Source organism: Marcopretia estuarina LEGE 06307 (genome assembly GCF_056633115.1).
The window spans coordinates 317,192-339,465 of the sequence record NZ_JBSJOY010000003.1 but is presented as its reverse complement, the minus strand read 5'-3'; the positions used below and the strand labels follow the sequence as shown (position 1 = coordinate 339,465).

Genomic DNA, 22,274 nt, shown 5'->3' with positions numbered 1-22,274 from the left:
CCGTGGACCGGCGCCGGTCAGCGGTTCAGGCTGGCGGCCCTCAGGCTTTCCTCCAGCTTGATCGCCGGCAGAAACAACGCATACTTCCACCCTTCTCCAGCCGGCCGATCTTTTTTGGCGATCACGTCCTGGCGCGGCGGGCCTTTGCCTTCAGCGCCTGAATAGCGCTCCACGGCATGAAAGACCACAGCTCTGGCATAGGCATAACCAAGCAGGTAGAGCGTCAAGGTTCCAACCAGAACGGCCGGGAGTTTGCTGAACTGAGACATGGGGCTGGGCGAACACATGAAAAAGCGAGGCCTGGCACTTACGCGTGCTGGCCTCGCTGATGCAGGGAACCTGCCGTTGACGCATCCCCCCAGAATTGAGTGAAACCAGGGATTCAGCAACCCTGGGGAGACGTAGGAATCAAGGGGCAAGACCCCCCGTGAATCCCATGGGCGCTTGAGTGAGCAGGAAGCCTGTGCCGAATGCGGAGGCTTGAAGGGCAAGGCCTCGCCGATCGCGCCGCTGAACTGGCACAGGATGAACTGACACGGATTCCACGGCAGCCAGCCGCATCATTCCTGGATCAGAACTTGTGATCGCGCAGGGCTTCCACCGGGTAGATGTAGGTGATGATCGAGTAGTCGGCGTAATACTTTGCCGCGATCTCGTTGGTGATCTTGTCGGCCAGCTCGCGGGTGCCGGTGAGCACCTCGATTTTCACGTTGGAGAGGGTGTGCGAGACGCTTGGCTCTCCCGTGGAGCGCACGTTGCGGCTCCCTTCGCCACCGGCTGCATTCACGGTGTAACCCGTGGCACCTGCAGCTTTGATGAGCTTGACGAGCTTTTTGGAGAGGATTTCCTCCCCAACGATCACCAGCTTCCAGACCTGTTGACTCATGGGTTTGACCTCAAAGGATGGTAGTCAGGAATTGGATCAGTGGGTTGCGAATTTACTTGCCGAGCAGCACCTCTGCAATCCCGATGAACAGCGGAATGCAGATGGCGATCGCGACGGGCGTGCCGATGGCGGTGGAAGCGCCGATGTAGGCCGAGGGGTTCGCCGAAGGGATGCCGGCACGGAGTGTGGGTGGGCCGGAGATGTCCGAGCTGGAGGCGGCGATCACCGCCAGCACAACCGCGCCACCGATGCTGAAGCCGGTGATCTTGTGGATGAGCAGGCCGACGCCGAAGGCAATAAAACCATGCAGGATGGGGGAGATGAAGGCATAGATGGCAAACCACTGGGCCACCTTGCGCAGCTCATTCATGCGCTGGGCCGCTTCCATCCCCATGATGATCATCAGAACCGCCAGGAAGCCGCGGAACAGGGGGTTGAAGAAGCTCTCATAGACGGGTTCGGGCTTGGTGAGGATGCCGAGGGCCACGCCCAGCAGCAGTGACGTGACGGCCGAGCTCTGAACGCTTTCCTTGATGATCGGCCAGATCTCCACTTTCTCGGCGGTGTTGCCGGTCTTCTTGGAGAGGTAGACGCTGGCCACCACGATCGCCGTCACCAGCGCCGGGATGTCCATGAAGGGATAGAGGGCCGCCGTCCAGGCCTCATAGGGGATCTTGGCGGAATCCAGCTGCGGCAGCACCGCCGCCAGCGTGGAGCCACTCACCGCGCCGAACAGGCCACCGGTGGCCACCGCGTCAGGCACGGTGATGCCAGGCAGTTTCCCCAGGGTGTAACGAGCGATGAACACGATCACGATGCCAATCCCCACGGCCGCGAGCGCCGGGAGAAAGATTTCGGTGGGGTTGGAGTTCCGAATCGCGATGCCGCCCGTCAGGCCGATCTTCATCAGCAGGAAGAAGCTGATGAACTTGTAGATCGAATCCGGAATGGCCAGCTGGCTGCCAAGCGCGGCCACGATGATCCCGCCGATCAGGAATCCGAGGGTCGGGGACTGAACCTGCTCCAGGAAGAGCGGAATGAAGTCAGAGAGGAATGTCACGTGGCGCTTTTGGTGATCTCAGAGAATTTGTCCGGCGGACTGTAGCAGTTGGCACAGGGGATTGGGTCTTTGCCGAAAACCACGGTAATCACTGGGTTCTTGGCCCTCTGCCGCCATCCGCTGGCCGGGTGGCTTGGCCCATTCGAGCCTGGGTTCGTGATGGCCTGGACGACTGCTTGGCTTGGTGGCCTGAGCAGCTTGCCCGTGGTGGGGATCGCGCCCCATTCCCGACAACGGGGCGGGGAAAGTCCGCGACCGACGAAGGAGATCCTGCGAGAGGAAGAAATGCATCATCCCGCTACATTTCTTGGCCAGAGCTCTTCTGAGCCGGCGAGGTTCTCAGGATTGCAAGGGGCTCGGGCTCTGAGGATTTGAGCCGTTGCGCTTTCTGGGCTCTTCCTTGATGGATGCTGCAGAGTCACTGCGCAGGCTGAGCAATTGTTGGCACGGATCAGCTTTTCTGCTGGCACTCGGCCCTGCCTGTGGCCTGCCGATGTCGCTGATCGGGGGCTGTCGCTATGCCGCTGAGCTGAAGGGGTCTCCGCCGGAAGATGCCTGGGATGCTGCGCCCCCGTACAACCTCCCAGCCTCAATCCCCGCTCCCCAATCCCGAATACCGAATCCCCAATCCCGGAGTCGCAAGTCCTGAGTCCTGAGTCCGCGCCACTGCCGGCACCATCACCCTCCTTAACCTCCACCAGCTGATGAGCAAGTCAGTGACCGCTTTCCTCGATCTTGAGCGGCCCTGGTTGTCGGAGCGGCGGGTGGCCTGGCCGATCCTCGCCAGCGGCGAGCTGCCGCGGGAGCCGGCGCTGAGCGTGCGGGAGTGGGGGGGATTCCTCCGGGCCCCGTCAGTGCGATGAAACCTCACGACACGTCCAGTCCGATCAACTCCAGCTCCCGGCCTGCGGACAGCTCCAGCTCCAGGCTGGCCCCCTCGGCGATGCCACCGGCCATCACCACCTCAAAGGCGAATCGCAGCGCGTCGGGATCCACCCCGGCCCGTTGCCCCACCCGCAGGCGCAGCCCATGAATCCGCGCGGCCCCTTCAGCCGCTGCGGCCGCCAGGGCGATCCGGTGCACCTCCTCCATCAGCGCCAGTTCATGCATCGCCGCACCAGCGCCGCACCGCCGCCAGGGCCTCGGGCAGCAGGGCGGCGGTGGCCTGCGTGAGGTGGCTGCCCAGCCCGCAGCGGTGCGCGCGCACCAGTAGTTGCCAGGCCGGGGGGGTGCGGCCATAGAGCTGGCCGGCCAGCTGCAGCAGCGCGCCGGGGCTGGCGTGATGGCTGAAGGGCGGGCCCCCGGCCGCCGTTGCTGCGGCATCAGCCGCCAAGCGCTCCAGCCGCCAGCCCGGCGGCGGACAGGCCGGCGCCAGAGCGGCATCCACGAACAGCACCCGGCGGGCCTCCGCCAGCAGCGGTGCCAGCTCCGGCGTGAGCAGCCGGGTGGCCAGCACGGTGAGCTGCCGCTGGTGCCAGCCCTTCACCGCAGTGGCGATAGCCAGGCCCACGCCGTCGTCCTGCCGCAGCTCATTGCCCCAGCCGATCAGCAGATCGCGCCGCTGTGGTGCCGGCCCGCCCGGGGCGGCGCTCACGACCGCCACCGCTCCCGCAGCAGTTCCCCGCCGGGGCCGAGCAGCTGCACGTGCAGCGGCATTTCGCCGGCGGCATGGGTGGAGCACGACAGGCAGGGATCGAAGCAGCGGATGCCCGCCTCCACCCGGTTGAGCAGGGCCTCGGCGATCTCCGGCAGGGCGGTTTCAGCCCCGCCTTCCGCACCGGCGCTGGGGCCTGCCTGGATGTGGTGGCGCGCGATCTGGGTGATCGTGCGGTTCATCGCCCGGTTGTTCTGCCCGGTGGCGATGACCAGGTTCACCGCCTCGATCAGCCCGTCGCCATCCACCCGGTAGTGGTGGAACAACGTGCCGCGCGGCGCCTCGCTCACCCCCACCGCCTCGAAGGCGTTGAGGTGGGCGCGAGCGCGCACATGGGAGTCGCCGAGGGCCGGATCATCGAGCAGGGCTTCGATCGCCTCCAGCGCCGCGAGGATCTCGATTAGCCGGGCCAGGTGGTAATGGAAGGAGCTGGTCACCACCCGCCCGCCGCGCTGGCGCAGCTCCAGCAGTTCGCTGTCGGCGCTGGCGGTGCCGATGTGATCGCACACGTTCAGCCGCGCCAGCGGCCCCACCCGGTAACTGCCCGCTTCCGGCCCCAGCGGCTTGTAGTAGGGGAATTTCAGGTAGGTCCACGGTTCCACCGCCTCGGCCAGCAGCGCGTCGAACGGCCCGGCACCCAGGCCATCGGCCGGCAGATCACCGCCCAGCGGCGTGCCGTCGCCATCGATCAGGCGCAGGCGGCCGCCGTAGTGCTCCCACCCGCCGCCTTCCCCCACCAGCGCCATGAACAGAGAGGGAAAATCCCCGAACACAGCGGCCTCCGCCGCCAGCGGCCCATCCAGCAGGCGTTTGAACAGCGCCAGGGCCGCGCGGGTGGCCGCGAAAGCCTCGGGCAGCCCCGCACGGATCGCGTCGCGGTCAGTGGTGGCGAGGGGGGCGCGCACCCCACCGGCCACCGCCCAGGCCGGATGGATTTTGCGCCCGCCCAGCCGCTCGATCACCGTCTGGCCGAACTGACGCAGCCGGATGCCGCCGCGGGCCAGCTCGGGATCGGCGGCGATCAGGCCGAACACGTTGCGCCGCGCCGGGTCGCAGTCCCAGCCGAGCAGGAAATCCGGGCTGCTCAGGTGAAAGAACGACAGCGCGTGCGACTGGATGATCTGGGCCAGGTTCATCAAGCGCCGCAACCGCTCGGCCGCCGGCGGGATCGTCACCGCCAGCAGCTGGTCGCCCGCCTTTGCGGAGGCCAGCAGGTGGCTCACCGGACAGATGCCGCAGATCCGCGCCGTGAGCGCCGGCATCTCCGTGAACGGCCGCCCGGCGCAGAAGGCCTCGAAGCCGCGGAATTCGGTCACATGGAAGCGGGCGGCCGCCACGCTGCCGCTGGCATCGAGGTGGATCGTGATCTTGGCGTGGCCTTCGATGCGGGTGACCGGATCGATCAGGACCGTGCGTGGTGTCCCGGCCGGGGGGGTGGGGCTCTGGTCCATGGGTCAGCCGAAGCGGATCAGCTCCGCCCCCTCCATCACTGGCGTCTCGCCCCGCAGCAGCGCCTCCAGCACGGCGCGGATGCGCGCGGCTGGTGGCGGGCAGCCGGGCAGATACACGTCCACCGGCACCACCGCCTGCACCGGCAGCACTTGCTCCAGCAGCTCCGGCACGATCCCGGGTGCCTGCGGCAGGCAGCCACTGCTGTCTGACAGCTGCAGGTAGGCCCGCTCCAGCACGGTGTCAGCGCCGGGATGGGAATTGCGCAGGCCGGGCACGTTGCTGGTGATGGCGCAGTCGCCGAACGCCACCAGCACGCGCGTGTGCTGCCGCACCTGCCGGATCAGCGCCAGGTTGTCGCTGGTCCCCACACCCCCCTCCACCAGGGCCACATCCACGTGCTCCGGGTAGATCTTCACGTCGGAGGCGATCGGCGAGAACACCACCTCCACCAGCGCGGCCAGCTCGATCAGCCATTCGTCCAGATCGAGAAACGACATGTGGCAGCCCGAGCAGCCCGTCAACCACACGGTGGCGAGACGCAGTTTCATGGCGCCGTCCCCGCACGATGGGCCCGCAGGATCACGGCCAGCCGCCAGGCCTCCTCGTGTTTCTCCTCGGCGCCGTCGCCCTTGTGGAACAGGGCGCCGGTGGGGCAGGCCATCACGCATTTGCCGCAGTCGGTGCAGGCGTCCACCGCGCCCCAGGGCTGATTGAGCCCGGCGACGATCCGGCAGTGCTCACCCCGCCAGCCCACGTCCCACACATGGGCCCCCTCCACCTCATCGCACACACGCACGCAGCGGGTGCAGAGGATGCAGCGGTTGTGGTCGAGCCCGAAGCGGTGGTGGGAGAGGTCCACCGAGCGCTGGGGGTGGCGGTACGGCAGACGCGTGTGGTCCATGCCCACCGCCACGGCCAGGTCCTGCAGTTCGCAGTGGCCGTTGGCCACGCACACGGCACACACGTGGTTGCCCTCGGTGAACAGCAGCTCGATCACGGTGCGCCGGTGATCGCGCAGGCGTGGCGTGGCGCTGTGCACCACCTGCCCTTCCGCCACGGAGGTGACACAGGCGGGCTGCAGCCTGTCGCTGCCGGCGATCTCCACCAGGCAGAGGCGGCAGGCCGCCACCGGGCTCAGGCCCTCCAGGTGGCAGAGGGTGGGGATGGTGATCCCCGCCTGCTGCGCCGCCTGCAGCACGGTGGTGCCGGCGGCGGCGGCCACCGCCTGGCCGTCGATCGTGAGCGTGCAGACGCTCATGGGGCCCCTCCTGTGGCGGTGGGCGCCGCTGTCGGGTCCGGCCGCAGGCGCGCCTCGTAGTCGCTGCGAAAGAAGCGCAGCGTGCTGAGCACCGGCTTGGGGGCGCTCTGGCCCAGCCCGCACAGGCTGGTGTCCCGCACCATGTGGCACAGCGCTTCCAGCTGGCTCAGGTCGGCGGCTGTGGCCTCGCCGGCCAGGTGCTTCTGCAGCAGCCCATGCAGCTGCACGGTGCCGGCGCGGCAGGGCACGCACTTGCCGCAGGATTCCTCGCGGCAGAAGGCCATGAAGAAGGCCGCCAGGGCCACCATGTCGGTGGCGTGATCGAGCACCACCATGCCGCCGGAGCCCATGATCGTGCCCAGTGCCTGCAGGCTCTCGTAATCCACCGGGGTGTCGAGGTGGGCGGCGGGCACACAGCCGCCCGAGGGGCCGCCGGTCTGCACCGCCTTGATGCCTGCCCCGTCCGGGGTGCCCTCGCCCATCTCCGCCACGATCGTGGCCAGGCTGGTGCCCATCGGCACCTCCACCAGCCCGCCGCGGCGCACGTTGCCCGTGAGGCTGAACACCTTGGTGCCCGCGCTGCCGGCCGTGCCGATGGCGGCGAACCAGTCGGCGCCTTCCCGCAGGATCGGCACCACGTTGGCGAAGGTCTCCACGTTGTTGATGAGTGTCGGCAGGCCGCCCACCCCCCGTTCGGCGGGGTAGGGGGGGCGGGGGCGGGGCGTGCCGCGTCCGCCTTCGATCGAGCGGATCAGTGCCGTCTCCTCGCCGCACACATACGCCCCAGCCCCCACCCGCAGCTCCACCGTGAAGCTGAAGCGGGTGCCAAAGAGCTGCTGGCCGAGCCGTTGCCACTGGTGGGCCTGCTCGATCGCCTGGCGCAGACGGGCAATCGCCAGCTGGTACTCGGCACGCACGTAGATGAACCCCTGACCTGCTCCCACCGCATGGGCCGCGATCGCCATCCCTTCCAGCACGCGGTGAGGGTCGCCTTCCAGCACGCTGCGGTCCATGAAGGCGCCGGGGTCGCCTTCATCGGCATTGCACACCACCACCTTGCGCTCGCCCGGCATGGCAGCCACCGTGGCCCACTTCAGCCCGGTGGGGTAGCCGGCGCCGCCGCGCCCGCGCAGGCCGCTGCGCCGCAGCGTCTCCACCACCTCGGCCGGGCGGAGGGTCTGCACCACGCGGCGCAGCTGGGTGTAGGCGCCGCAGGCGATCGCCGCCTCGATCCGCTCCGGGTCGATCCGGCCGCAGTGCTCCAGCACGATGCGCCGCTGCCGCGCAAAGAAGGGGGCGCTGGTGTCGAGCCGTGCGCCGCGGGCCGGCTGCCACTGGAGCGGTCCGTCCTGTTCGGGTGCCGCCATCTGCGAGCGCCGGGCCAGGGCGACGATCAGCCCGTCGGCCTCAGCCGCCTCGACGCCGCTGAACAGGGCGCCCTCAGGGTCCACCGCCAGCAGCGGGCCCTGGCTGCACGGGCCCAGGCAGCCCACAGGGGTGATCACGAGCCGCTGCTCCAGCCCATGGCGGGCCACGGCCGCTTCCAGGGCCTCGCGCAAGGGGCCCGCCCCGCTCACCAGACAGCCGGCAGCGCTGCAGCAGCGCACCTGCTGCATCGCTTCACCGCCGGGGCTGATGGCGCTCATGGCGTCAGCGCTTGCAGGGCCGTAAGGGCGCGGGCCGGGCTCTGGTGCGGCAACGCCACGCCATCGATCATCAGCACCGGCGCGGCGCCGCAGGTGCCCAGGCAGCGCACGCCCTCCAGACTCACTAGCCCGTCGCCGCTGCGTCCACCGAGGCGGAGCCGCAGGGCGCCCTCCAGGGCCGCCACCAGCTCAGAAGCGCCGTTCACTTCACAGGCCGTACCGGTGCACACCACGCAGCTGTGACGCGCCGGGGGCTGGAAGCGGAACAGGTGGTAGAAGCTGGCGGTGCCGAACACCTGGCTGTCCGGCAACGCCAGGCTGTGGGCCACATGGCGCAGCAGCGGCTCGCTGAGGTGGCCATAGATCTCCTGCGCCCCGTTCAGCACCTCGATCAGGCCACCGGCGCTGTGGTGATGGCGACGCAGCAGCGGCTCCAGCGCGGCGAACGGCTGCGGGGGCTGGTCGACTTGCCCTGAAGCGGGTTCGAGCCGGTTGCCCTCAGGCCCGGGTGCTGGGCTCATGGGACCACCGCTCCGCCGGCTTCAACGTAGGCAGCCCCGGCCCGGTGGCCCACGGCTGGGGGATTTCTTCGCGAACAGCGCGCAAGGGCGCCCACTAGCTTGAAGCCAGCGCTCACCTTTCCTTCTGAACTCCGGCCTGCACCGTTCCCTGTACCTGCTGGGACCGATCTTCATTGTTTCCTTTCACATCGGTTGCCTGCTGCTGCTGGTCACGGGCCTGAGCCTCGGAGCCCTGCTCTGGGCGGTGGGGCTGTATCTGGTGCGCATGCTGGCGATCACGTCGGTGTATCACCGCCTGCTGGTGCACCGCAGCTACCGCGCCCCGCGTGCCGTGCTCTGGATCGGCTGCGCCGTGGCGGCTTCCGCCGGACAGATGGGCCCGAGCTGGTGGAAGGCCCACCACCTGCAGCATCACAGCCATGTGGACACCGCCGCCGACCCCCACACCCCGCTGATGCCGCTGCAGGGCTGGCGGGGGCTGTGGAACTCCCAGGCTGGCTGGCTGCTGCGCTCGAGCTTCTTCCCCGATGAGCTGCCGGCGGACGTGGAAGCGGATCCGGTGCTGCGCGGCCTCGATCGGCTCCATTTCCTGCCCCTGCTGGCCCTTGCCGGGCTGTCTTTTCTGGTGGGCGGCTGGATGTATCTGGGCGCCTTCTTCCTCAGCACCACCGTGCTGTTCCACGGCGTGGCCACGGTGAACTCGGTGGCGCATGTGTGGGGCGATCAGCCCTTCCGCACCGACGACCACAGCCGCAACAACGCCCTGGTGGCACTGATCACGCTCGGTGAGGGCTGGCACAACCTGCACCACGCCTTCCCCTTCGCGGTGCGTCAGGGCTACACCGTGCGCGACGGCCAGCTGCGGCTGCGGCCCGACCCCACCTTCCGCTTCATCCGGCTGCTGCAACGCTTCGGCCTCGCCGACCAGCTGCGCCAGCCCTCCGACGACACCCTGCTGCAGCGGGCCCGCGGCGGCGCTCCGCTGGCCGTTGCCACTTAAGCGCGACACACTGCTCGCCGTTCCCCCCTGAGCTCAGGAGTCGGCGAACGGCGGACAAACGGGCCGTGCTGGATTCGAACCAGCGACCGTGCGATTAGAAGTCGCATGCTCTATCCAACTGAGCTAACGGCCCACCGGCACAGCCTAAGGTGGTCTGCTGTGAAACCTTCCCAATGGCGTCCACCCGGCTCAGCGACGCTCATCGGCAGGAGCTCGTCGCCCGCTATCAGCAGGGGGACACTGCCCAGGCGCTGGCCGCTGCCTTCGGCTGCAGCGCCGCCACCGCCACCCGGGTGGTGAAGGCCGCCATCGGCGCCGAGCGCTACGAGCAGATCAAGCTGGAGCGCGGCAAGGGGCCGGCAATGCGCAGGGCCGCCATTGCTCACCCGCTCGACGCCACCGCGATCCCCGCCGGGCCCCTGTTCGAGCAGGCCGAGGTCCAGGCTGAAGGGCCAGCCGCAGAGCCTGCCGCCAGCGGCGACGCCGCAGACCAGGCCGGCGCCACTGCCGGTGTTGCGGACGCCGGGGATGTCCTTCCCCAAGCCTCAGACACTGCGGAGCCCGGCAGTGAGCCCCTTGCTCCCTTCGGCTCCGGATTCGCCCCTGCCACCCTTGGCGATCCCGCCGGGCAGGATCCGGCCGCCGACGGCGATGACGATGACGACGCCCAGGTGCTGGCGATCGACGATGCGGATGATTTCGGCGATGACGCCGACGACAACGATGCCGACAGCGACAGCGAAGACGCTGACGATGAGCCCGACCTGTTCACGCCCGTGCCGGTCGGCGAAACCCTGCTCGACCGCCCTGCCGCCACCTGCCTGCCGTTCGAGGCGGCGCCCCTGCCTGACAGCCTCTACATGCTGGTCGACAAAACCGTGGAGCTGCAGGACCGGCCCCTCAGCGACTTCCCCGAACTCGGCCTGCTGCCGGAGGAGGAATCCCGGCGCCGCGCCCTGGTGGTGTTCAGCAACCCACGCCAGGCCAAACGCCACTGCGGCCGCACCCAGCGGGTGATCCAGGTGCCTGACAGCCAGGTGATCCGCCGCACCGCCCCCTACCTGCTGCGCAAGGGCATCACCCGTGTGGTGCTTGAAGGGGCGCTTTACTCCCTGCCCGGATCCTGATCATCGCCCGGCACCAGCAGCGCCGTGGCGGCCCCGCCGCTGATCACCCCCACCACCAGCGCCAGGCCCACCAGAAAGCCGCTGGGTAGCGGGGCGCTGCGTCCAAAGCCGAGCCGCAGCTGGGGCCGGTCGTTGAGGTTCTGCCCGCCCAGGCACAGCACCACAAGCAGCAGCAGGCCGCCGGCCACACTGCCGGCCAGGAGTCGAAGGCGCACCAGCATGGCGGCGGCGGTGGTTGAAGGGGTCGCCCCCTGAGTGTGACGCGCCGGCGGCCTGCGGGTCATCAGCGCTCAGGCGTGCGAGCTCCCTTCATGGTCGCCACTGGCGCTGTCGCGCTCCTCGGCTTCCGGCCCGTCGCGGTGCAGCAGGGCGTAGAGGTCGCGGCGGCTGTGACCGGTGCGTTCCGCCAGGGTGCGGGCGGCTTCCCGCTTGCTGAGCCCATCCACCAGCAGGCTCTCCAGCTCGGCCCGCAGCGCAGCCTCGTTCCAGGCGGGTTGCGCTGCTGGGGGCGCGCCGCCCAGCACCAAGGTGCACTCCCCGAGCGGCGGCACCCGGCGGAAGTGCTCCAGGGCGGCGGCCACCGTGGGCCCCACCTGCTGCTCATGCCGCTTGGTGAGCTCCCGTGCCACCCGCAGGGGGCGATCGCCCAGCAGCTCCAGCAGATCCTCCAGCAGGGCGATCAGCCGGTGGGGCGCCTCGAACAGCACCAGGGTGCGCGGCTCGGCCGCCAGTTCCTGCAGCTGACGCCGGCGCTGGCTGGGCTTGGCGGCCAGAAATCCCTCGAAGCAGAAGCGGCCACTGGGCAGGCCGCTGCTCACCAGCGCGGTGGTGACGGCGCAGGGGCCAGGAATGCACACCACCTCCAGCCCCGCCTGCCGCGCGGCGGCCACCAGCGGTTCGCCGGGATCGGAAATGCCTGGCAGGCCGGCGTCGCTGATCACTGCCAGACGCTCACCGCGCTGCAGCGCCTGCAGCAGTTCGGGCAGGCGGGTGGCCTGGTTGTGCTGGTGAAAGCTCAGCAGCGGTCGGCGAATGCCAAGCCGCGCCAGCAACTGACCGCTGTGGCGGGTGTCTTCACAGGCGATGCGATCGACCTGCTCCAGCACCAGCCGGGCCCGGGGCGAGAGATCAGCGAGGTTACCGATCGGCGTGCCCACCAGATAGAGCACGCCGGCCGCCGGTTCGGCGCCAAGCGCGCCCCTTGAGGATGTCGCCTTTGCCTCAGGTGCGACGAGAGGAAGCGCTTCATCACCCGATGGTGCGGCCATGGCTGGCGGTGGGTTGGGGGCAGTGGGCTGCCAGGGGCAGCCCCGTTGACCTCAGACCGCCACCGGTTCCTGGGACACGCCGCGCAGGGTGAGGTTGATGCGGCCGCGGTTGTCGATCTCACGCACGCGCACGGTGACGGGATCACCCACCTTCACCACGTCTTCGACCTTCTCGACCCGGGCTTCCGAGAGCTGGGAGATGTGGATCATGCCTTCCTTGCCGGGAAGGATCTCCACGAAGGCGCCGATCGGGATGATGCGGGTGACGGTGCCACTGAACTGCTCCCCTTCGCTGATGCGGCGGGTGAGACCTTCCACGATGCGCTGGGCCTCTTCGGCGGCGGCGCCGTCATGGCTGGCGATCGTGACGATGCCGCCGTCCTCGATGTCGATCTTGGTGTTGGTGCGCTCGGTGATGCCCTTGATGGTGCGGCCGCCAGGACCGATCACGGTGCCGATCAGTTCCGGATCGATGCGGAAGCTGAGCAGGCGGGGCGCATGGGGCGACATGGTGTCGCGGGGCTTCTCGATCGCCTCCAGCATCTTCTCGAGGATGTGCAGACGGGCGGGGCGGGCCTGGTTCACGGCGTCGGCCACGGTGGTCACCGCCAGACCGGTGATCTTCATGTCCATCTGCAGGGCGGTGATGCCCTTCTCGGTGCCGGCCACCTTGAAGTCCATGTCGCCGAGGAAATCCTCGATGCCCTGGATGTCGGTGAGGATCCGAACCTCATCGCCTTCCTTGATCAGGCCCATGGCGGCGCCGCTCACGGGAGCCTGCAGCGGCACGCCGGCATCCATCAGCGCCAGGGTGCTGCCGCACACCGAGCCCATCGAGGTGGAGCCGTTGGAGCTGAGGCACTCCGACACCACCCGCAGCACGTACGGGAATTTCTCTTTCGGTGGCAGCACGGGGGTGATGGCCCGCTCCGCCAGGGCGCCATGGCCGATCTCGCGGCGACCGGGGGAGCGCATCGGCCGGGTTTCGCCCACCGAATAGGGGGGGAAGTTGTAGTGGTGCAGGTAGGTCTTCTCGCTCGACGGGTTGAGGTCGTCGAGCTCCTGGGCATCGCTGGGGGTGCCGAGGGTGGCGCAGGAGAGCACCTGGGTGAGCCCACGCTGGAACAGGCCCGAGCCATGCACCCGCTTGGGCAACACACCCACAGCGGCGGTGATCGGGCGCACCTCGTCGAGGTTGCGGCCATCCACCCGCTTGCCTTCGCTGAGAATCTGGGCGCGCATCAGCTTCTTGGTGATGCCCTTGTAGGTGTTGCCCAGGGCCTTGCCGGCGGCGGCCATGCGGATCGGGTCGTCGTCGCTGAGGGCGCCGATCTTGACGGCCACCTCCGCCTTGATGGCATCGAGCTGAGCATCACGCTCCGCCTTGGTGAGCGTGAACTGCTTGAGCACCTCACCGATGCCCTTGCCGCATTCCTGCTCGAGGAAGTCCGGCAGGGCGGGATCTTCCACCTTCGGCTCGGGGATCACCTGCTCGATGCCCAGATCGCTCAGCAGGGTGAGCTGGGCCTTGATCAGTTCACCCACCGCTTCGTAGCCGAAGTCGATGGCCTCGATCACATCCTGTTCGGGCAGCTGGTTGGCGCCCGCTTCCACCATCACCACACCGGCAGGGGTGCCGGCCACAACCAGATCCAGGTCGCTGCGCTCGATCTCACGGAAGCTGGGGTTGAGCACGAAATCGTCGCCCAGCAGGCCCACGCGCACGGCCGCCATCGGGCCGTAGAAGGGCATGCGCGCCAGCAGGGTGGCGATCGAAGCGCCCGTGACTGCCAGCACATCGGGCGGCACCCGCTCATCCAGCGAGAGGGTGGTGGCCACCACCTGAATGTCGTCGCGCAGCCAGGAGGGGAACAGGGGCCGCAGCGGGCGGTCGATCAGGCGGGTGGTGAGGATGGCCCGCTCGGGGGGGCGTGCTTCCCGGCGAAAGAAGCTGCCGGGGATGCGCCCGGCGGCATACAGCCGTTCTTCGTAATCGCAGGTGAGGGGCAGGAAATCGATGCCTTCGCGGCCTTTGGCGCGGGTGGCCGTGACCAGCACGGACGTATCACCGCATTCAATCAACACCGATCCCCCAGCTTGGGGGGCATACAGCCCTGTGGTCAGCCGGATCTCCCGACCATCGAAGGAGACCGACTGAATTTTTCCTGGCACGTCGTCTTATGTCCGTTTTGTTGTCGAAAGGCAGTCTCGCATCCGGCCCTCCCTTAACCCCGTGGAGCGGTGGTGCAGGAGAGCCGGCGCAGGTTCAGCGGCTCACCAGCTGGACTTGGTGACACCCGGCAGCAGGCCCTTGTGGGCGCGCTCGCGCAGCTGGTTGCGGCACAGGCCGAAATCGCGGTAGTAGCCGCGGGGCTTGCCGGTGGCCCAGCAGCGGTTGCGCACCCGGTTGGGGGCGCTGTTGCGGGGCAGGCCCTGGATCTGGCGGTGAATCTCCAGCCGTTCCATGGGATCGGCGGCGGCTTCAAACGCGGCCTTCAGAGCGGCGCGCTTGGCAGCGAAACGAGCCACGATTTTTTTGCGCTTCACGTCGCGCGCGATCATCGACTTCTTCGCCATGCGGCTGCTTTGCTGTTGCGGATGGGGACCAACCCTACCCTGCGGCAGGAACGGTGCGTCTGCCGCCCGGTCCGTGGTCGGGATGGCTGGGGCAGAGATCAGCCATCGGGCAGCTGCCGCAGCCGGGGTTGCGGGCCCGGCACACGGCGCGGCCATGGAAGATCAGCCGGATTGAGAGGTTTTCCCACTCCGGTTGCGGAAACAGCTTCATCAAGTCGGGCTCGATCTTCACCGGTTCGCTCTGGCGGGTGAGGCCGAGCCGGTTGCTGAGGCGCCGCACATGGGTGTCCACCGTGACGCCGGCATGAATGCCGAAGGCATGGGCCAGCACCACGTTGGCCGTCTTACGGGCCACGCCCGGCAGCTCCAGCAGCTCCGGCATCGAGGCCGGCACCTGACCGCCGTGGCGTTCCAGCAGCAGCCGGGAGGCGGCCACGATGTTCTTGGCCTTGTTGCGGAAGAAGCCAGTGGATTTCACGTAGGGCTCCACCGCGTCGCTGTCCACGGCTGCAGCGGCGGCCGCGTCGGGGAAGCGCTCGAACAAGGCCGGCGTCACCTTGTTGACCCGCTCGTCGGTGCACTGGGCCGAGAGCATGGTGGCCACCAGCAGCTCCCAGGGGGTGCGCCAGTCGAGCGAGCAGGTGGCCTCCGGGTAAAGCGTGGCCAGGCGCTCCAGGATCAGTGGCGCCCGCTGGCGGGCGGTGGGGAAGCGGGGCACGTCAGCGGCCCAGCAGCTGCTGCACCGCGGAGAGCTGGCTGGTGTCCTTGACGATCAGCACCAGGCTGAGGCCTACCAGCAGCAGGAAGCCCGACTGCATGAAGGCCAGCTGCAGGCGCTGCGGCAGCGGCCGGCCGCGCAGGCCCTCCAGCAGCAGCAGCACGAACTGGCCGCCATCGAGCAGGGGCAGCGGCAGGGCGTTGAGCACGGCCAGGTTGATCGAGATCAGCGCCGTGAACAGAAAAAGGCTGCCGCCGCCGTCGCGGGCGAGGGACGCGCCCATCTCCACGATCTTCACCGGCCCCGACACCTGGGGTGCCGTCTCGCCGAAGTGGGTGACGAGGGAAACGAAGCCATCCACGGTGCGGCGGATCAGCTTGAGGCAGGTGCGGTTGGCATGGCCGATCACCTCCAGCGGGCTGCGGGCAGGCCGGAAGGCCTCGCTGCCGCTGGGTTGCAGTTGGGCGCCGATGCGGCCGATGCCGTTCTGGGCATCGGGCGTGAGCGTGAGAGTCACGGTGCTGCCGGCGCGTTCAGCCACCAGCTGCAGCGAGCGCTGTGGAGCGGCCTTGATGTCGGCCACCAGGCCCTCCACGGCGCTCTGGCCGCCGCCCAGGGACGTGCCCGCCAGGCTGAGGATGCGGTCGCCGGGGCGCAGGCCGGAGGCTGCCGCCGGCAGGCCGGGTTGCACCGCCGCCACCACCACACCGGGGGTGGCGCTGAAGCCGGCGGGGATGCCGACCACGGCCCCCTGGGCCACCAGCACGGCCCAGGCCAGCAGCAGGTTGGCCAGCACGCCGGCGGCGATCACCAGGGCCCGCTGCGGCAGCGGGCGGTTGCGCAGCAGATCCGGATCGTCGGCCGGGATGTCGCTGTCCTCGTCGTCGTCGGGAAAGGCCACGTAGCCGCCCAGGGGGATAGCCCGCAGGGCGAACTGCACGCCACGGCGCCGCCGCTCCAGCAGCACCGGGCCGAAGCCGATCGAGAAGCCGCTGACCCTGATCCCTTGCCAGGTGGCTGCAAAGAAGTGCCCCGCTTCGTGGACGACGATCAGGCCGGCAAGGATGGCCAGGGCCGCGAGGACACCCATTCAGTTTCGTTCAGGCAGGCCTCTCATTCTGCTGGCTGCGGCGGTGCCTATGCGTGTCAAGCCGTAAGCCTGTCAATTCGTGGGTGTCAGACAGATCACGCTCCGGCGCCGGCAGTAAGGATTGGTGCCTCGAAGTAAGGGGTGAGCGGGGGGAAGCTGCCAACTGCCAACTGCCAACTGCCTGCTGGCCGGTTTCCAGCAGGGCGGCCATGGCGCTGCCCACCGCCAGGCCACTGCCGTTGAGGGTGTCCTTTTCTGAGGCTGTTATGGATCTGCAGCTAGGCCGGACGCCGCTCATTGCGAACCACTGTGCTGCTGCAGGGCTTCACGCAGGCTCATCCCGCCAGCAAGCAATGTCCATTGCTGCGGAGAATCCTTCGGCTCGATCAATGGCTCGGCCTTGTCGTTGGTCCGTGGGATGTAGGTCCTGGTCTTCTTCCCCTTTAATCCCCTGACCTGGCAGGATTTTCGCCCGCCGTGCGACTTGTAGGCAGAGCCGTTGTCGTTGAGCACCTGCCGGCACTCATATCCCTTGGCTTCCGCGCAGGGGTACACCTCCTGGCCGTTGAACCAGACCACTGCCCGGCTCAGGAAGCCCACCGAGGTCGGCCCCTACTCGTTCGCCAATACCTCGGAGGATTTACACCAGCGCACCAATCGAAGCAACAGAAAGACGGACGGGCGTCATTCACTTCCGCATGGACCTTCTCGTAACCAGTGCCGGGCGAGCTTCCTTTGCGTGGGTCCCCGGTGATCCGGTGGCCAATATAGTGGAACTGGGCCAGCTGTTTGATGTCGACGAGGTCATGCCTCAGGGCCGCTCCCACTGGTACCGCTGCACCGACGGTTTGGCATCCAGGTTCCGCAGCCGGTTTAGCCTCAGGTGCCACATAGCCCGACCCGGGCTGCTGATCGGTGCCATCAGCAGGTTGGAAATCCTCCGAATGGTGCAGCACTGATTGCTGAGCTCCACGGCCTGTTGCAGTTGCTGTGGATCGGACGTCCGCCGCTGGTTGCGGTCAGATGAAGCGAAGCTCCTCTCTCGTCGAGATACGAATGGATAAGGCGTTTCCAAACGATCGGCGTCAGGCGAGCATTGTGAACAGTATGGATGGATGGGTAGTGAGGTCTGGGGCTGTTGGGATTGAACCACAGAATTGTCGACCTAACTCCCATTTTGTCAGTAGTCACAATCTGGTGGAACTACACAGTTGGCTGCAGATTAAGCGCGGTCTTAAGTATTGGGCAGAAGGGCTGTTGGGATTTAGTTTCTATTTGCTAATTCTGCACAGCCGGAGACCCAACCGATACTGTGAGCGTGCGGGCCAAAGTAGTGTTTTGATTGGGAACTGAGAACTGGAAAGCGATCGTGGCAGATGTACAATCAGGACTAACGGTTGGGGCGAATCCGCTTGCAAGATTGGCAAGATTATCGATCAATATTACATTGGATACATCAGCTGTTGTACCCAACGCGCCTGTGGCTGTAATTGGAGGGCCTGTGCGTAGTAGTTGGTCATTACTGCGCGTGTAAGAGATGACACGGTAGGTCACTGTGCCATTGGAGAGAGTGACAGGGACCAGGAGGTAGAGAGTGGTTCCGTTTGTCGTGGTGCAGGGGGTTGCACTTGCAGGAGTACAAGGGGTTGCTGGAAGGGTGGACGTTGTGCTTGGACTAGCGCTGACTTGCACAAGGCAGGCTTCGTTGATCTCCGCTTTCATCAGCCTGGAAATGCGTCCGTAGTCTTGTTCCATCTGGCCTGACCAGATGGCCTTGTCAGTGGATCTGATGTAGCTGCTCACAATGAAAGCGGCCATGCCGAGAGTGATGATTCCTAAGACCATGCCAATGAGGAGCTCCGCCAAAGTGAATCCTCTGCTGATTTGCGGCCGTCTCCTTCTGAGATTAGATCCTGTTCCAGTTGTCGCAAGTACCGGTGTTGACATTTGAGATTGCGTTGTTGCGGCCAAGGCGTAGGAGGCCTGAGATCGCCTGAACTCTCACGCACCGGAGTGCTGTAAACCCATTCAAGCTCAACCTAACGATTACATCATTTGTGGAGTTTATAGCGTTACGGCGAGTGAAGGACCAGGTGGATTGGGTCGCGCCCACGTTGAAGCTCAAGCTGGTAACGCCCCCAGGCATCCGTAGTGTAGGCGAACTGGAGCAAACTGCGGGTGAAACGGTGGCAAGCTGACTGCCTGTAGCGATTGACCCGGTCGATATGGTTACTGCGCATGATTGGCCAATCGTATCGGGCTTGTTGGAGATTTCAAGAAGCCAGCTTCTTAACAGCAGGCTTGCCTCATTTAGCTTGTCGCGGTTATAAGCTCTGCCTGATTCGATAATCGTGATGCTGGAAATAATTCCAATGATTGAAACGGTTACCATCAATTCGATGGCCGTGAAACCGGTGGAATGCCCAGGCTTAACCGCTCGCCTGCAATCATTATCCATAGAAAGGCATGGCTTCAGAATCATGAGCAAAAATTGGCCATCCGGGGTTTCACGTAGAGGGAGCGAATCACTGCACCTGTACCTGGTTGAGTAAAATCAACGCGGAGCATTTTGTAGGCCAGAATGACCGCGTTGCTGCGTACCGCTGGGCTGGGTTGGGCTAATCCATCGATGGCTGTTTTCAGAGGAGTCATGAAGTTTGTATTGTTGGCGGTGGCACATAGTTGATCCACCGCGATAGGCTCGGATGGAGTGGTGGTATTCGGAAAGTTGGTGGTGGTGGAAGCTAGGTCGAGCAGTGGGAAGTAATAGCGATCGTCGTTGGGGTTGTTGGTTGCACATGGTTGAACCACCCCAGAGACTGTGCCAAAGCTTGTTGGCGGTGAGGTGCTGCAGATGCCGCTGCAACAGGTGTAACGACGTGCCAGAGCATCAATCTGAGTTTTGTTGGCCTCGATGGCTGCTTGTACAGAATGAATTTGTCTTGTGTCTTGTAGTCCCCTGAGTCCGACGGCAAACAAAGATGATGATGCGGCTGTTGCAAGACCAACGAGCACAACTGCGATTAACGATTCCAGAATTGAAAATCCGGAATCCTTTCGAGTCTGGGGAACGGGAATTGGCGTCATGTCAAAGACTCGAATTGATTAGAGTGGATGTTGAGGTGCTTGCCTGCCAATCTGTGCCTGTCCAGCCCACGAAATTCGTGGTATTGAGATTGACGTTCGTGTTGATTCCAAGGGCTGCCAGATTCAATGTTGAAGAAGGCGGTGTTAGGAAATAATTTCTGCCACAAGCGATCAGAGTGCGTGACCAGACCCGGCCGCTAAAGTTGAAGGTCGTAGGAACCGTCCCGCCTCCGGTGCATCCATCTGCGACCAAATAAACCGATCCCCAAGGCATGTAAATGAAGGCACCAGAGATTTTTCCTGGCGACGTGGTGGTCGAGCCAATTCGCACCCACTGCATGTTCGTACCTGAGGGGCTCGTATCTCGGCCAAAGATGTTCAATAAATCGTTCTCGCCTATAGCGGCATAGACACTACTAGGAACACCGGTGAGGCAATTGTCTCTGGGCGTGACTGCGGGACCAGCGGGCCTTGGGGGCTCTGCCAAGGTGCCAGAGGTTGGGCAGTTGACGTGCAGTAACTCAGCACCAGCTGCCATGTTGATCAAGGGTGAGGCGAGTGATTGACCCCTGGTATCAAAGGCGGAGTTGTAGTAAAAGCTCAGGTTGCCACCACTTGTATCGACAATGAATCTGCCACCAGAGGCCATCTGCAACAACGGACCTAGGCAGTGGAATCCTCCCGTGAACTGATCGGTAGCGGGGAACGTGCTGCTGTACTCACACCAGTTGTCGATGGATACGGCACCACCAGTTGAATTGGTGATATTGACGTTGTCAATTGCCACCCATTCGGAGCTGCTCGAAAAGCTCGATGCCAATCGAAAACGTAGTGTGGTGAAACCAGTTTGAGCGGCTGTAGGGAGCGGGTATCTCAGGGAAGTCCCGGATGCTTGCGTACGTGGAATACTCGCCAATTGCGTATAGCTTCCTCCGTTGTTGGTTGAGTACTCAACAACTAAATCCTTCGTGCCACTGAGGGTTGACCTAGTGTAGGTAAAGCTTAGATGGGGGGTTTCTAAGGCATGCAGGTTGACAACACGACTAACGTTCGTGTTGGTTGCATTTGATGGGCCCGATAGCCTCAAGACAGCAGCGGACGTGACGCCATTGATGGTTACATTTCCGGCGCTGGTTGACTGTGCAGCTCCTGATGGGTCTTGTTCCACCCAGATATTGGGCCAACGGTTCTCGTTGCATTGCACGGTGGATGAGGCCGTGCAGGTCAGATTGCTGGTGGTGCCGCTGTAGGTTCCGCCTCTAAAGTCGTCGCCAATCGTGAGGGTGGTGGTTGCGGTGCCCTGCGGCAAGGAGATCTGCGCCCATGAATTTGTAAGGCTGGTGGATGTGCAGTTGATGGAGGTTGCTGAGAGCGTTGGGTAGGTGCCATCGCAGAACTCCACCCGTGGAGGGGTGGTGTCGTTGCGGGTGCGGAGGCGAAATGTCGTGGTCGGTGCAGTTGAAGTGAACGTTGGACCAAATGTTCCGCCGCTGGCAAAATTTGTTGCCGGGCGGCCTCCGGATGTCCAAGCGTAACCAAAGCGTGAGTTCACCGATGGCAGGCCACCATTGATAAACAAAGGGATGATCGGTATCCCCGAGGCGGAGTTGCCAGCCTTGTCGCTTGCCGTGCCGGTGTTAGCAGCATTAGTAGTGTTAATTCTGTTGAAGAGGTCTAGGTCGTTATTGCTGCCGGTCGTGGCACCGGTAACGTATAGATCATTCACTGTGGAGCACGGCCCGGGAATCACTCGGCAGCCGTTGTTGCTGTCGGCGCTGGCGGCATTGCGCTCAAATCTATGGCTGGGATTGGTAACGAGTCCAAGGATGGTTGACATATTAACTTCACTTCCTGTTGAAGGGTCGATCGTTCTATAAATGTCGTTGTTAAAGTAAGTCCAGAATTTGCCGCCATTGAGACCCACGATCATGCCAAAGTCGACACCGCAAAGGCGGCTGTCGGAACCCAAGGATCCACTGCCCGTGAAGCTCTGCCCGCCGGTGTTGTTGGATCCAAAGGAAGCCCCACAGCACTTGGGCAGCACCTGAAACTCTTTTGTAACCGTGGCGGTTGCCACCTGCACGCCATTGCGGAACACACGGCTTTCTACTTCAACGGCAATGTAGCCAGTGTTGACACCAGCTTTGAGAGCCCCTACTCCATCAGGATCGTCAAGATTGATCAAGTCTCTGAAGGTGCTTCCGTTGGGGATGATTCCCGCCGAAGTAGAGGTGGCGTTGGCCACGTTGAAGGTGCGTGAGATTGTGCGGCGATCGGCGCTGCCGGGGGTGCCGGTGGAGTAACGAATGGCCCTCAAGCGAAATTGTCGATCGCCGGTAGCCGTTTGACTGATGTTATCAATGTTACGGAAGCTTCCATCCACGAGGTTTCTGGCCTCGGCTGATGGGTTGCCGTTGTTTGCGCCAGGACGTGTGTTGGTTGAGGAGAGGCAAGGGCTGGTCTGATTGGTGGCGGTCCATGTGGAGGGGGCGGCATCACCGGAGACGAGCAGCCTTCGGTTTTCCGGTTGGTTCCAGACACCGATGACCTGGTCGGCGCCAGCTTCAGCGACAGCTTGCGCATTGTTGGCATCACTACCAAGCTGGCTCGCCAGCTTGCCGCCCTGCAGCAACCACACGGCTCCTGCGGCCGAGACAACCAGGCCCAACGCCACGAAAAGCCCTACCAGTACTGAGCCCTGCTGTCCCTTCCTGGAGTTCAAAATGAGAGCCATCTGCAGGCGAGCCTGAATCGCTGCTTTGGCCCTCCTTGGAATTTGCTTGGGGGTAGATGCAGGCAGGTCCACCATCTCGCTCTGACGCGTTCCGAGTCTTCTCACCCCATTTTAAGCACTTTGTGGTTGCGTCCGGTTTTGTTCCCACCAACAACCCATGCTTTCACTGGTCACCGCACCCTTTGGAGCATCCCAG

23 protein-coding genes and 1 tRNA gene are annotated in these 22,274 nt (G+C 65.1%); 3 read left to right on the top strand and 21 right to left on the bottom strand.

Translation table 11 applies throughout. The features are described 5' to 3' along the window. Positions 1-17 precede the first annotated feature (17 nt). The 3 genes from ACWJI3_RS09305 to ACWJI3_RS09295 form a co-directional block, all read right to left on the bottom strand. A complete protein-coding gene (locus ACWJI3_RS09305; RefSeq protein WP_480203530.1) occupies positions 18-227 on the bottom strand; it encodes a hypothetical protein in 210 nt (69 codons plus the stop codon). Between the two features lie 344 nt (positions 228-571). Continuing rightward, positions 572-886: a P-II family nitrogen regulator gene (locus tag ACWJI3_RS09300; RefSeq protein WP_255099955.1), complete on the bottom strand. Its 315-nt coding sequence runs from the start codon at positions 884-886 to the stop codon at positions 572-574. A 52-nt stretch (positions 887-938) separates the two neighbouring features. After that, positions 939-1,946, bottom strand: coding sequence for a sodium-dependent bicarbonate transport family permease (locus ACWJI3_RS09295; protein WP_480203529.1), 1,008 nt, complete (start codon positions 1,944-1,946; stop codon positions 939-941). A gap of 704 nt (positions 1,947-2,650) precedes the next feature. On the opposite strand from ACWJI3_RS09295, the gene ACWJI3_RS09290 reads away from it, so the two are divergent. After that, positions 2,651-2,809: a hypothetical protein gene (locus ACWJI3_RS09290; RefSeq protein ID WP_480203528.1), complete on the top strand. Its 159-nt coding sequence runs from the start codon at positions 2,651-2,653 to the stop codon at positions 2,807-2,809. A 4-nt stretch (positions 2,810-2,813) separates the two neighbouring features. On the opposite strand, the gene ACWJI3_RS09285 is transcribed toward ACWJI3_RS09290, so the two are convergent. Genes ACWJI3_RS09285 through ACWJI3_RS09255 form a run of 7 tightly spaced genes read right to left on the bottom strand, consistent with a single transcriptional unit; the run spans position 2,814 to position 8,477 of the window. Next, positions 2,814-3,056: a hydrogenase maturation nickel metallochaperone HypA gene (locus ACWJI3_RS09285; protein WP_094510120.1), complete on the bottom strand. Its 243-nt coding sequence runs from the start codon at positions 3,054-3,056 to the stop codon at positions 2,814-2,816. Further along, the gene (locus ACWJI3_RS09280; RefSeq protein WP_480203527.1) at positions 3,049-3,540 is read right to left on the bottom strand and encodes a hydrogenase maturation protease; all 492 of its coding nucleotides are present in this window, start codon (positions 3,538-3,540) and stop codon (positions 3,049-3,051) included. The genes ACWJI3_RS09285 and ACWJI3_RS09280 overlap by 8 nt, the downstream gene beginning before the upstream one ends. After that, on the bottom strand, positions 3,537-5,051 hold the full coding sequence (locus ACWJI3_RS09275) for a Ni/Fe hydrogenase subunit alpha (RefSeq protein WP_480203526.1): 1,515 nt from the start codon (positions 5,049-5,051) through the stop codon (positions 3,537-3,539). Before ACWJI3_RS09275 ends, ACWJI3_RS09280 begins: the two co-directional genes overlap by 4 nt. Positions 5,052-5,054: 3 nt before the next feature. After that, on the bottom strand, positions 5,055-5,600 hold the full coding sequence (locus ACWJI3_RS09270; RefSeq protein ID WP_480203525.1) for an NADH-quinone oxidoreductase subunit B family protein: 546 nt from the start codon (positions 5,598-5,600) through the stop codon (positions 5,055-5,057). After that, positions 5,597-6,310 carry a bidirectional hydrogenase complex protein HoxU gene (hoxU, locus tag ACWJI3_RS09265; protein WP_480203524.1) on the bottom strand — a complete coding sequence of 238 codons (714 nt, stop codon included), beginning with the start codon at positions 6,308-6,310 and terminating at the stop codon, positions 5,597-5,599. Before hoxU ends, ACWJI3_RS09270 begins: the two co-directional genes overlap by 4 nt. Next, complete coding sequence (locus tag ACWJI3_RS09260; protein ID WP_480203523.1) at positions 6,307-7,956, bottom strand: NuoF family protein; 1,650 nt, start codon at positions 7,954-7,956, stop codon at positions 6,307-6,309. Before ACWJI3_RS09260 ends, hoxU begins: the two co-directional genes overlap by 4 nt. Next, on the bottom strand, positions 7,953-8,477 hold the full coding sequence (locus tag ACWJI3_RS09255; protein WP_480203522.1) for an NAD(P)H-dependent oxidoreductase subunit E: 525 nt from the start codon (positions 8,475-8,477) through the stop codon (positions 7,953-7,955). The genes ACWJI3_RS09260 and ACWJI3_RS09255 overlap by 4 nt, the downstream gene beginning before the upstream one ends. 244 nt (positions 8,478-8,721) lie before the next feature. Here ACWJI3_RS09255 and ACWJI3_RS09250 point away from each other — a divergent pair, with 244 nt between their 5' ends. After that, a complete protein-coding gene (locus tag ACWJI3_RS09250; RefSeq protein ID WP_480203521.1) occupies positions 8,722-9,477 on the top strand; it encodes an acyl-CoA desaturase in 756 nt (251 codons plus the stop codon). A 59-nt stretch (positions 9,478-9,536) separates the two neighbouring features. Here ACWJI3_RS09250 and ACWJI3_RS09245 read toward each other — a convergent pair. Beyond that, positions 9,537-9,610: transfer RNA gene (locus tag ACWJI3_RS09245), tRNA-Arg, on the bottom strand. A 40-nt stretch (positions 9,611-9,650) separates the two neighbouring features. On the opposite strand from ACWJI3_RS09245, the gene ACWJI3_RS09240 reads away from it, so the two are divergent. After that, entirely contained in the window at positions 9,651-10,604 is a 954-nt protein-coding gene (locus tag ACWJI3_RS09240) for a hypothetical protein (RefSeq protein ID WP_480203520.1), read from the top strand. On the opposite strand, the gene ACWJI3_RS09235 is transcribed toward ACWJI3_RS09240, so the two are convergent. The 10 genes from ACWJI3_RS09235 to ACWJI3_RS09190 form a co-directional block, all read right to left on the bottom strand. Beyond that, the gene (locus ACWJI3_RS09235) at positions 10,583-10,825 is read right to left on the bottom strand and encodes a hypothetical protein (protein WP_480203592.1); all 243 of its coding nucleotides are present in this window, start codon (positions 10,823-10,825) and stop codon (positions 10,583-10,585) included. The two genes, ACWJI3_RS09240 and ACWJI3_RS09235, sit on opposite strands and share 22 nt — an antisense overlap. A gap of 69 nt (positions 10,826-10,894) precedes the next feature. Then, positions 10,895-11,872: a 16S rRNA (cytidine(1402)-2'-O)-methyltransferase gene (gene rsmI / locus ACWJI3_RS09230; protein WP_480203519.1), complete on the bottom strand. Its 978-nt coding sequence runs from the start codon at positions 11,870-11,872 to the stop codon at positions 10,895-10,897. Between the two features lie 51 nt (positions 11,873-11,923). Continuing rightward, positions 11,924-14,044 carry a polyribonucleotide nucleotidyltransferase gene (locus ACWJI3_RS09225; RefSeq protein ID WP_480203518.1) on the bottom strand — a complete coding sequence of 707 codons (2,121 nt, stop codon included), beginning with the start codon at positions 14,042-14,044 and terminating at the stop codon, positions 11,924-11,926. A gap of 102 nt (positions 14,045-14,146) precedes the next feature. Further along, complete coding sequence (gene rpsN / locus ACWJI3_RS09220; RefSeq protein WP_480203517.1) at positions 14,147-14,449, bottom strand: 30S ribosomal protein S14; 303 nt, start codon at positions 14,447-14,449, stop codon at positions 14,147-14,149. A 34-nt stretch (positions 14,450-14,483) separates the two neighbouring features. Continuing rightward, positions 14,484-15,167 carry an endonuclease III gene (nth, locus tag ACWJI3_RS09215; protein WP_255140488.1) on the bottom strand — a complete coding sequence of 228 codons (684 nt, stop codon included), beginning with the start codon at positions 15,165-15,167 and terminating at the stop codon, positions 14,484-14,486. Position 15,168: 1 nt separating this feature from the next. Beyond that, on the bottom strand, positions 15,169-16,257 hold the full coding sequence (rseP, locus tag ACWJI3_RS09210) for an RIP metalloprotease RseP (RefSeq protein WP_255140486.1): 1,089 nt from the start codon (positions 16,255-16,257) through the stop codon (positions 15,169-15,171). Between the two features lie 294 nt (positions 16,258-16,551). Further along, positions 16,552-16,836 carry a hypothetical protein gene (locus ACWJI3_RS09205; protein WP_480203516.1) on the bottom strand — a complete coding sequence of 95 codons (285 nt, stop codon included), beginning with the start codon at positions 16,834-16,836 and terminating at the stop codon, positions 16,552-16,554. A 1,327-nt stretch (positions 16,837-18,163) separates the two neighbouring features. After that, positions 18,164-18,715, bottom strand: coding sequence for a prepilin-type N-terminal cleavage/methylation domain-containing protein (locus tag ACWJI3_RS09200; RefSeq protein WP_480203591.1), 552 nt, complete (start codon positions 18,713-18,715; stop codon positions 18,164-18,166). Positions 18,716-18,735: 20 nt separating this feature from the next. Continuing rightward, positions 18,736-19,344, bottom strand: coding sequence for a type IV pilus modification PilV family protein (locus tag ACWJI3_RS09195; RefSeq protein ID WP_480203515.1), 609 nt, complete (start codon positions 19,342-19,344; stop codon positions 18,736-18,738). A gap of 1 nt (position 19,345) precedes the next feature. Beyond that, positions 19,346-22,153: a type 2 periplasmic-binding domain-containing protein gene (locus ACWJI3_RS09190; protein ID WP_480203514.1), complete on the bottom strand. Its 2,808-nt coding sequence runs from the start codon at positions 22,151-22,153 to the stop codon at positions 19,346-19,348. Positions 22,154-22,274: the final 121 nt, after the last annotated feature.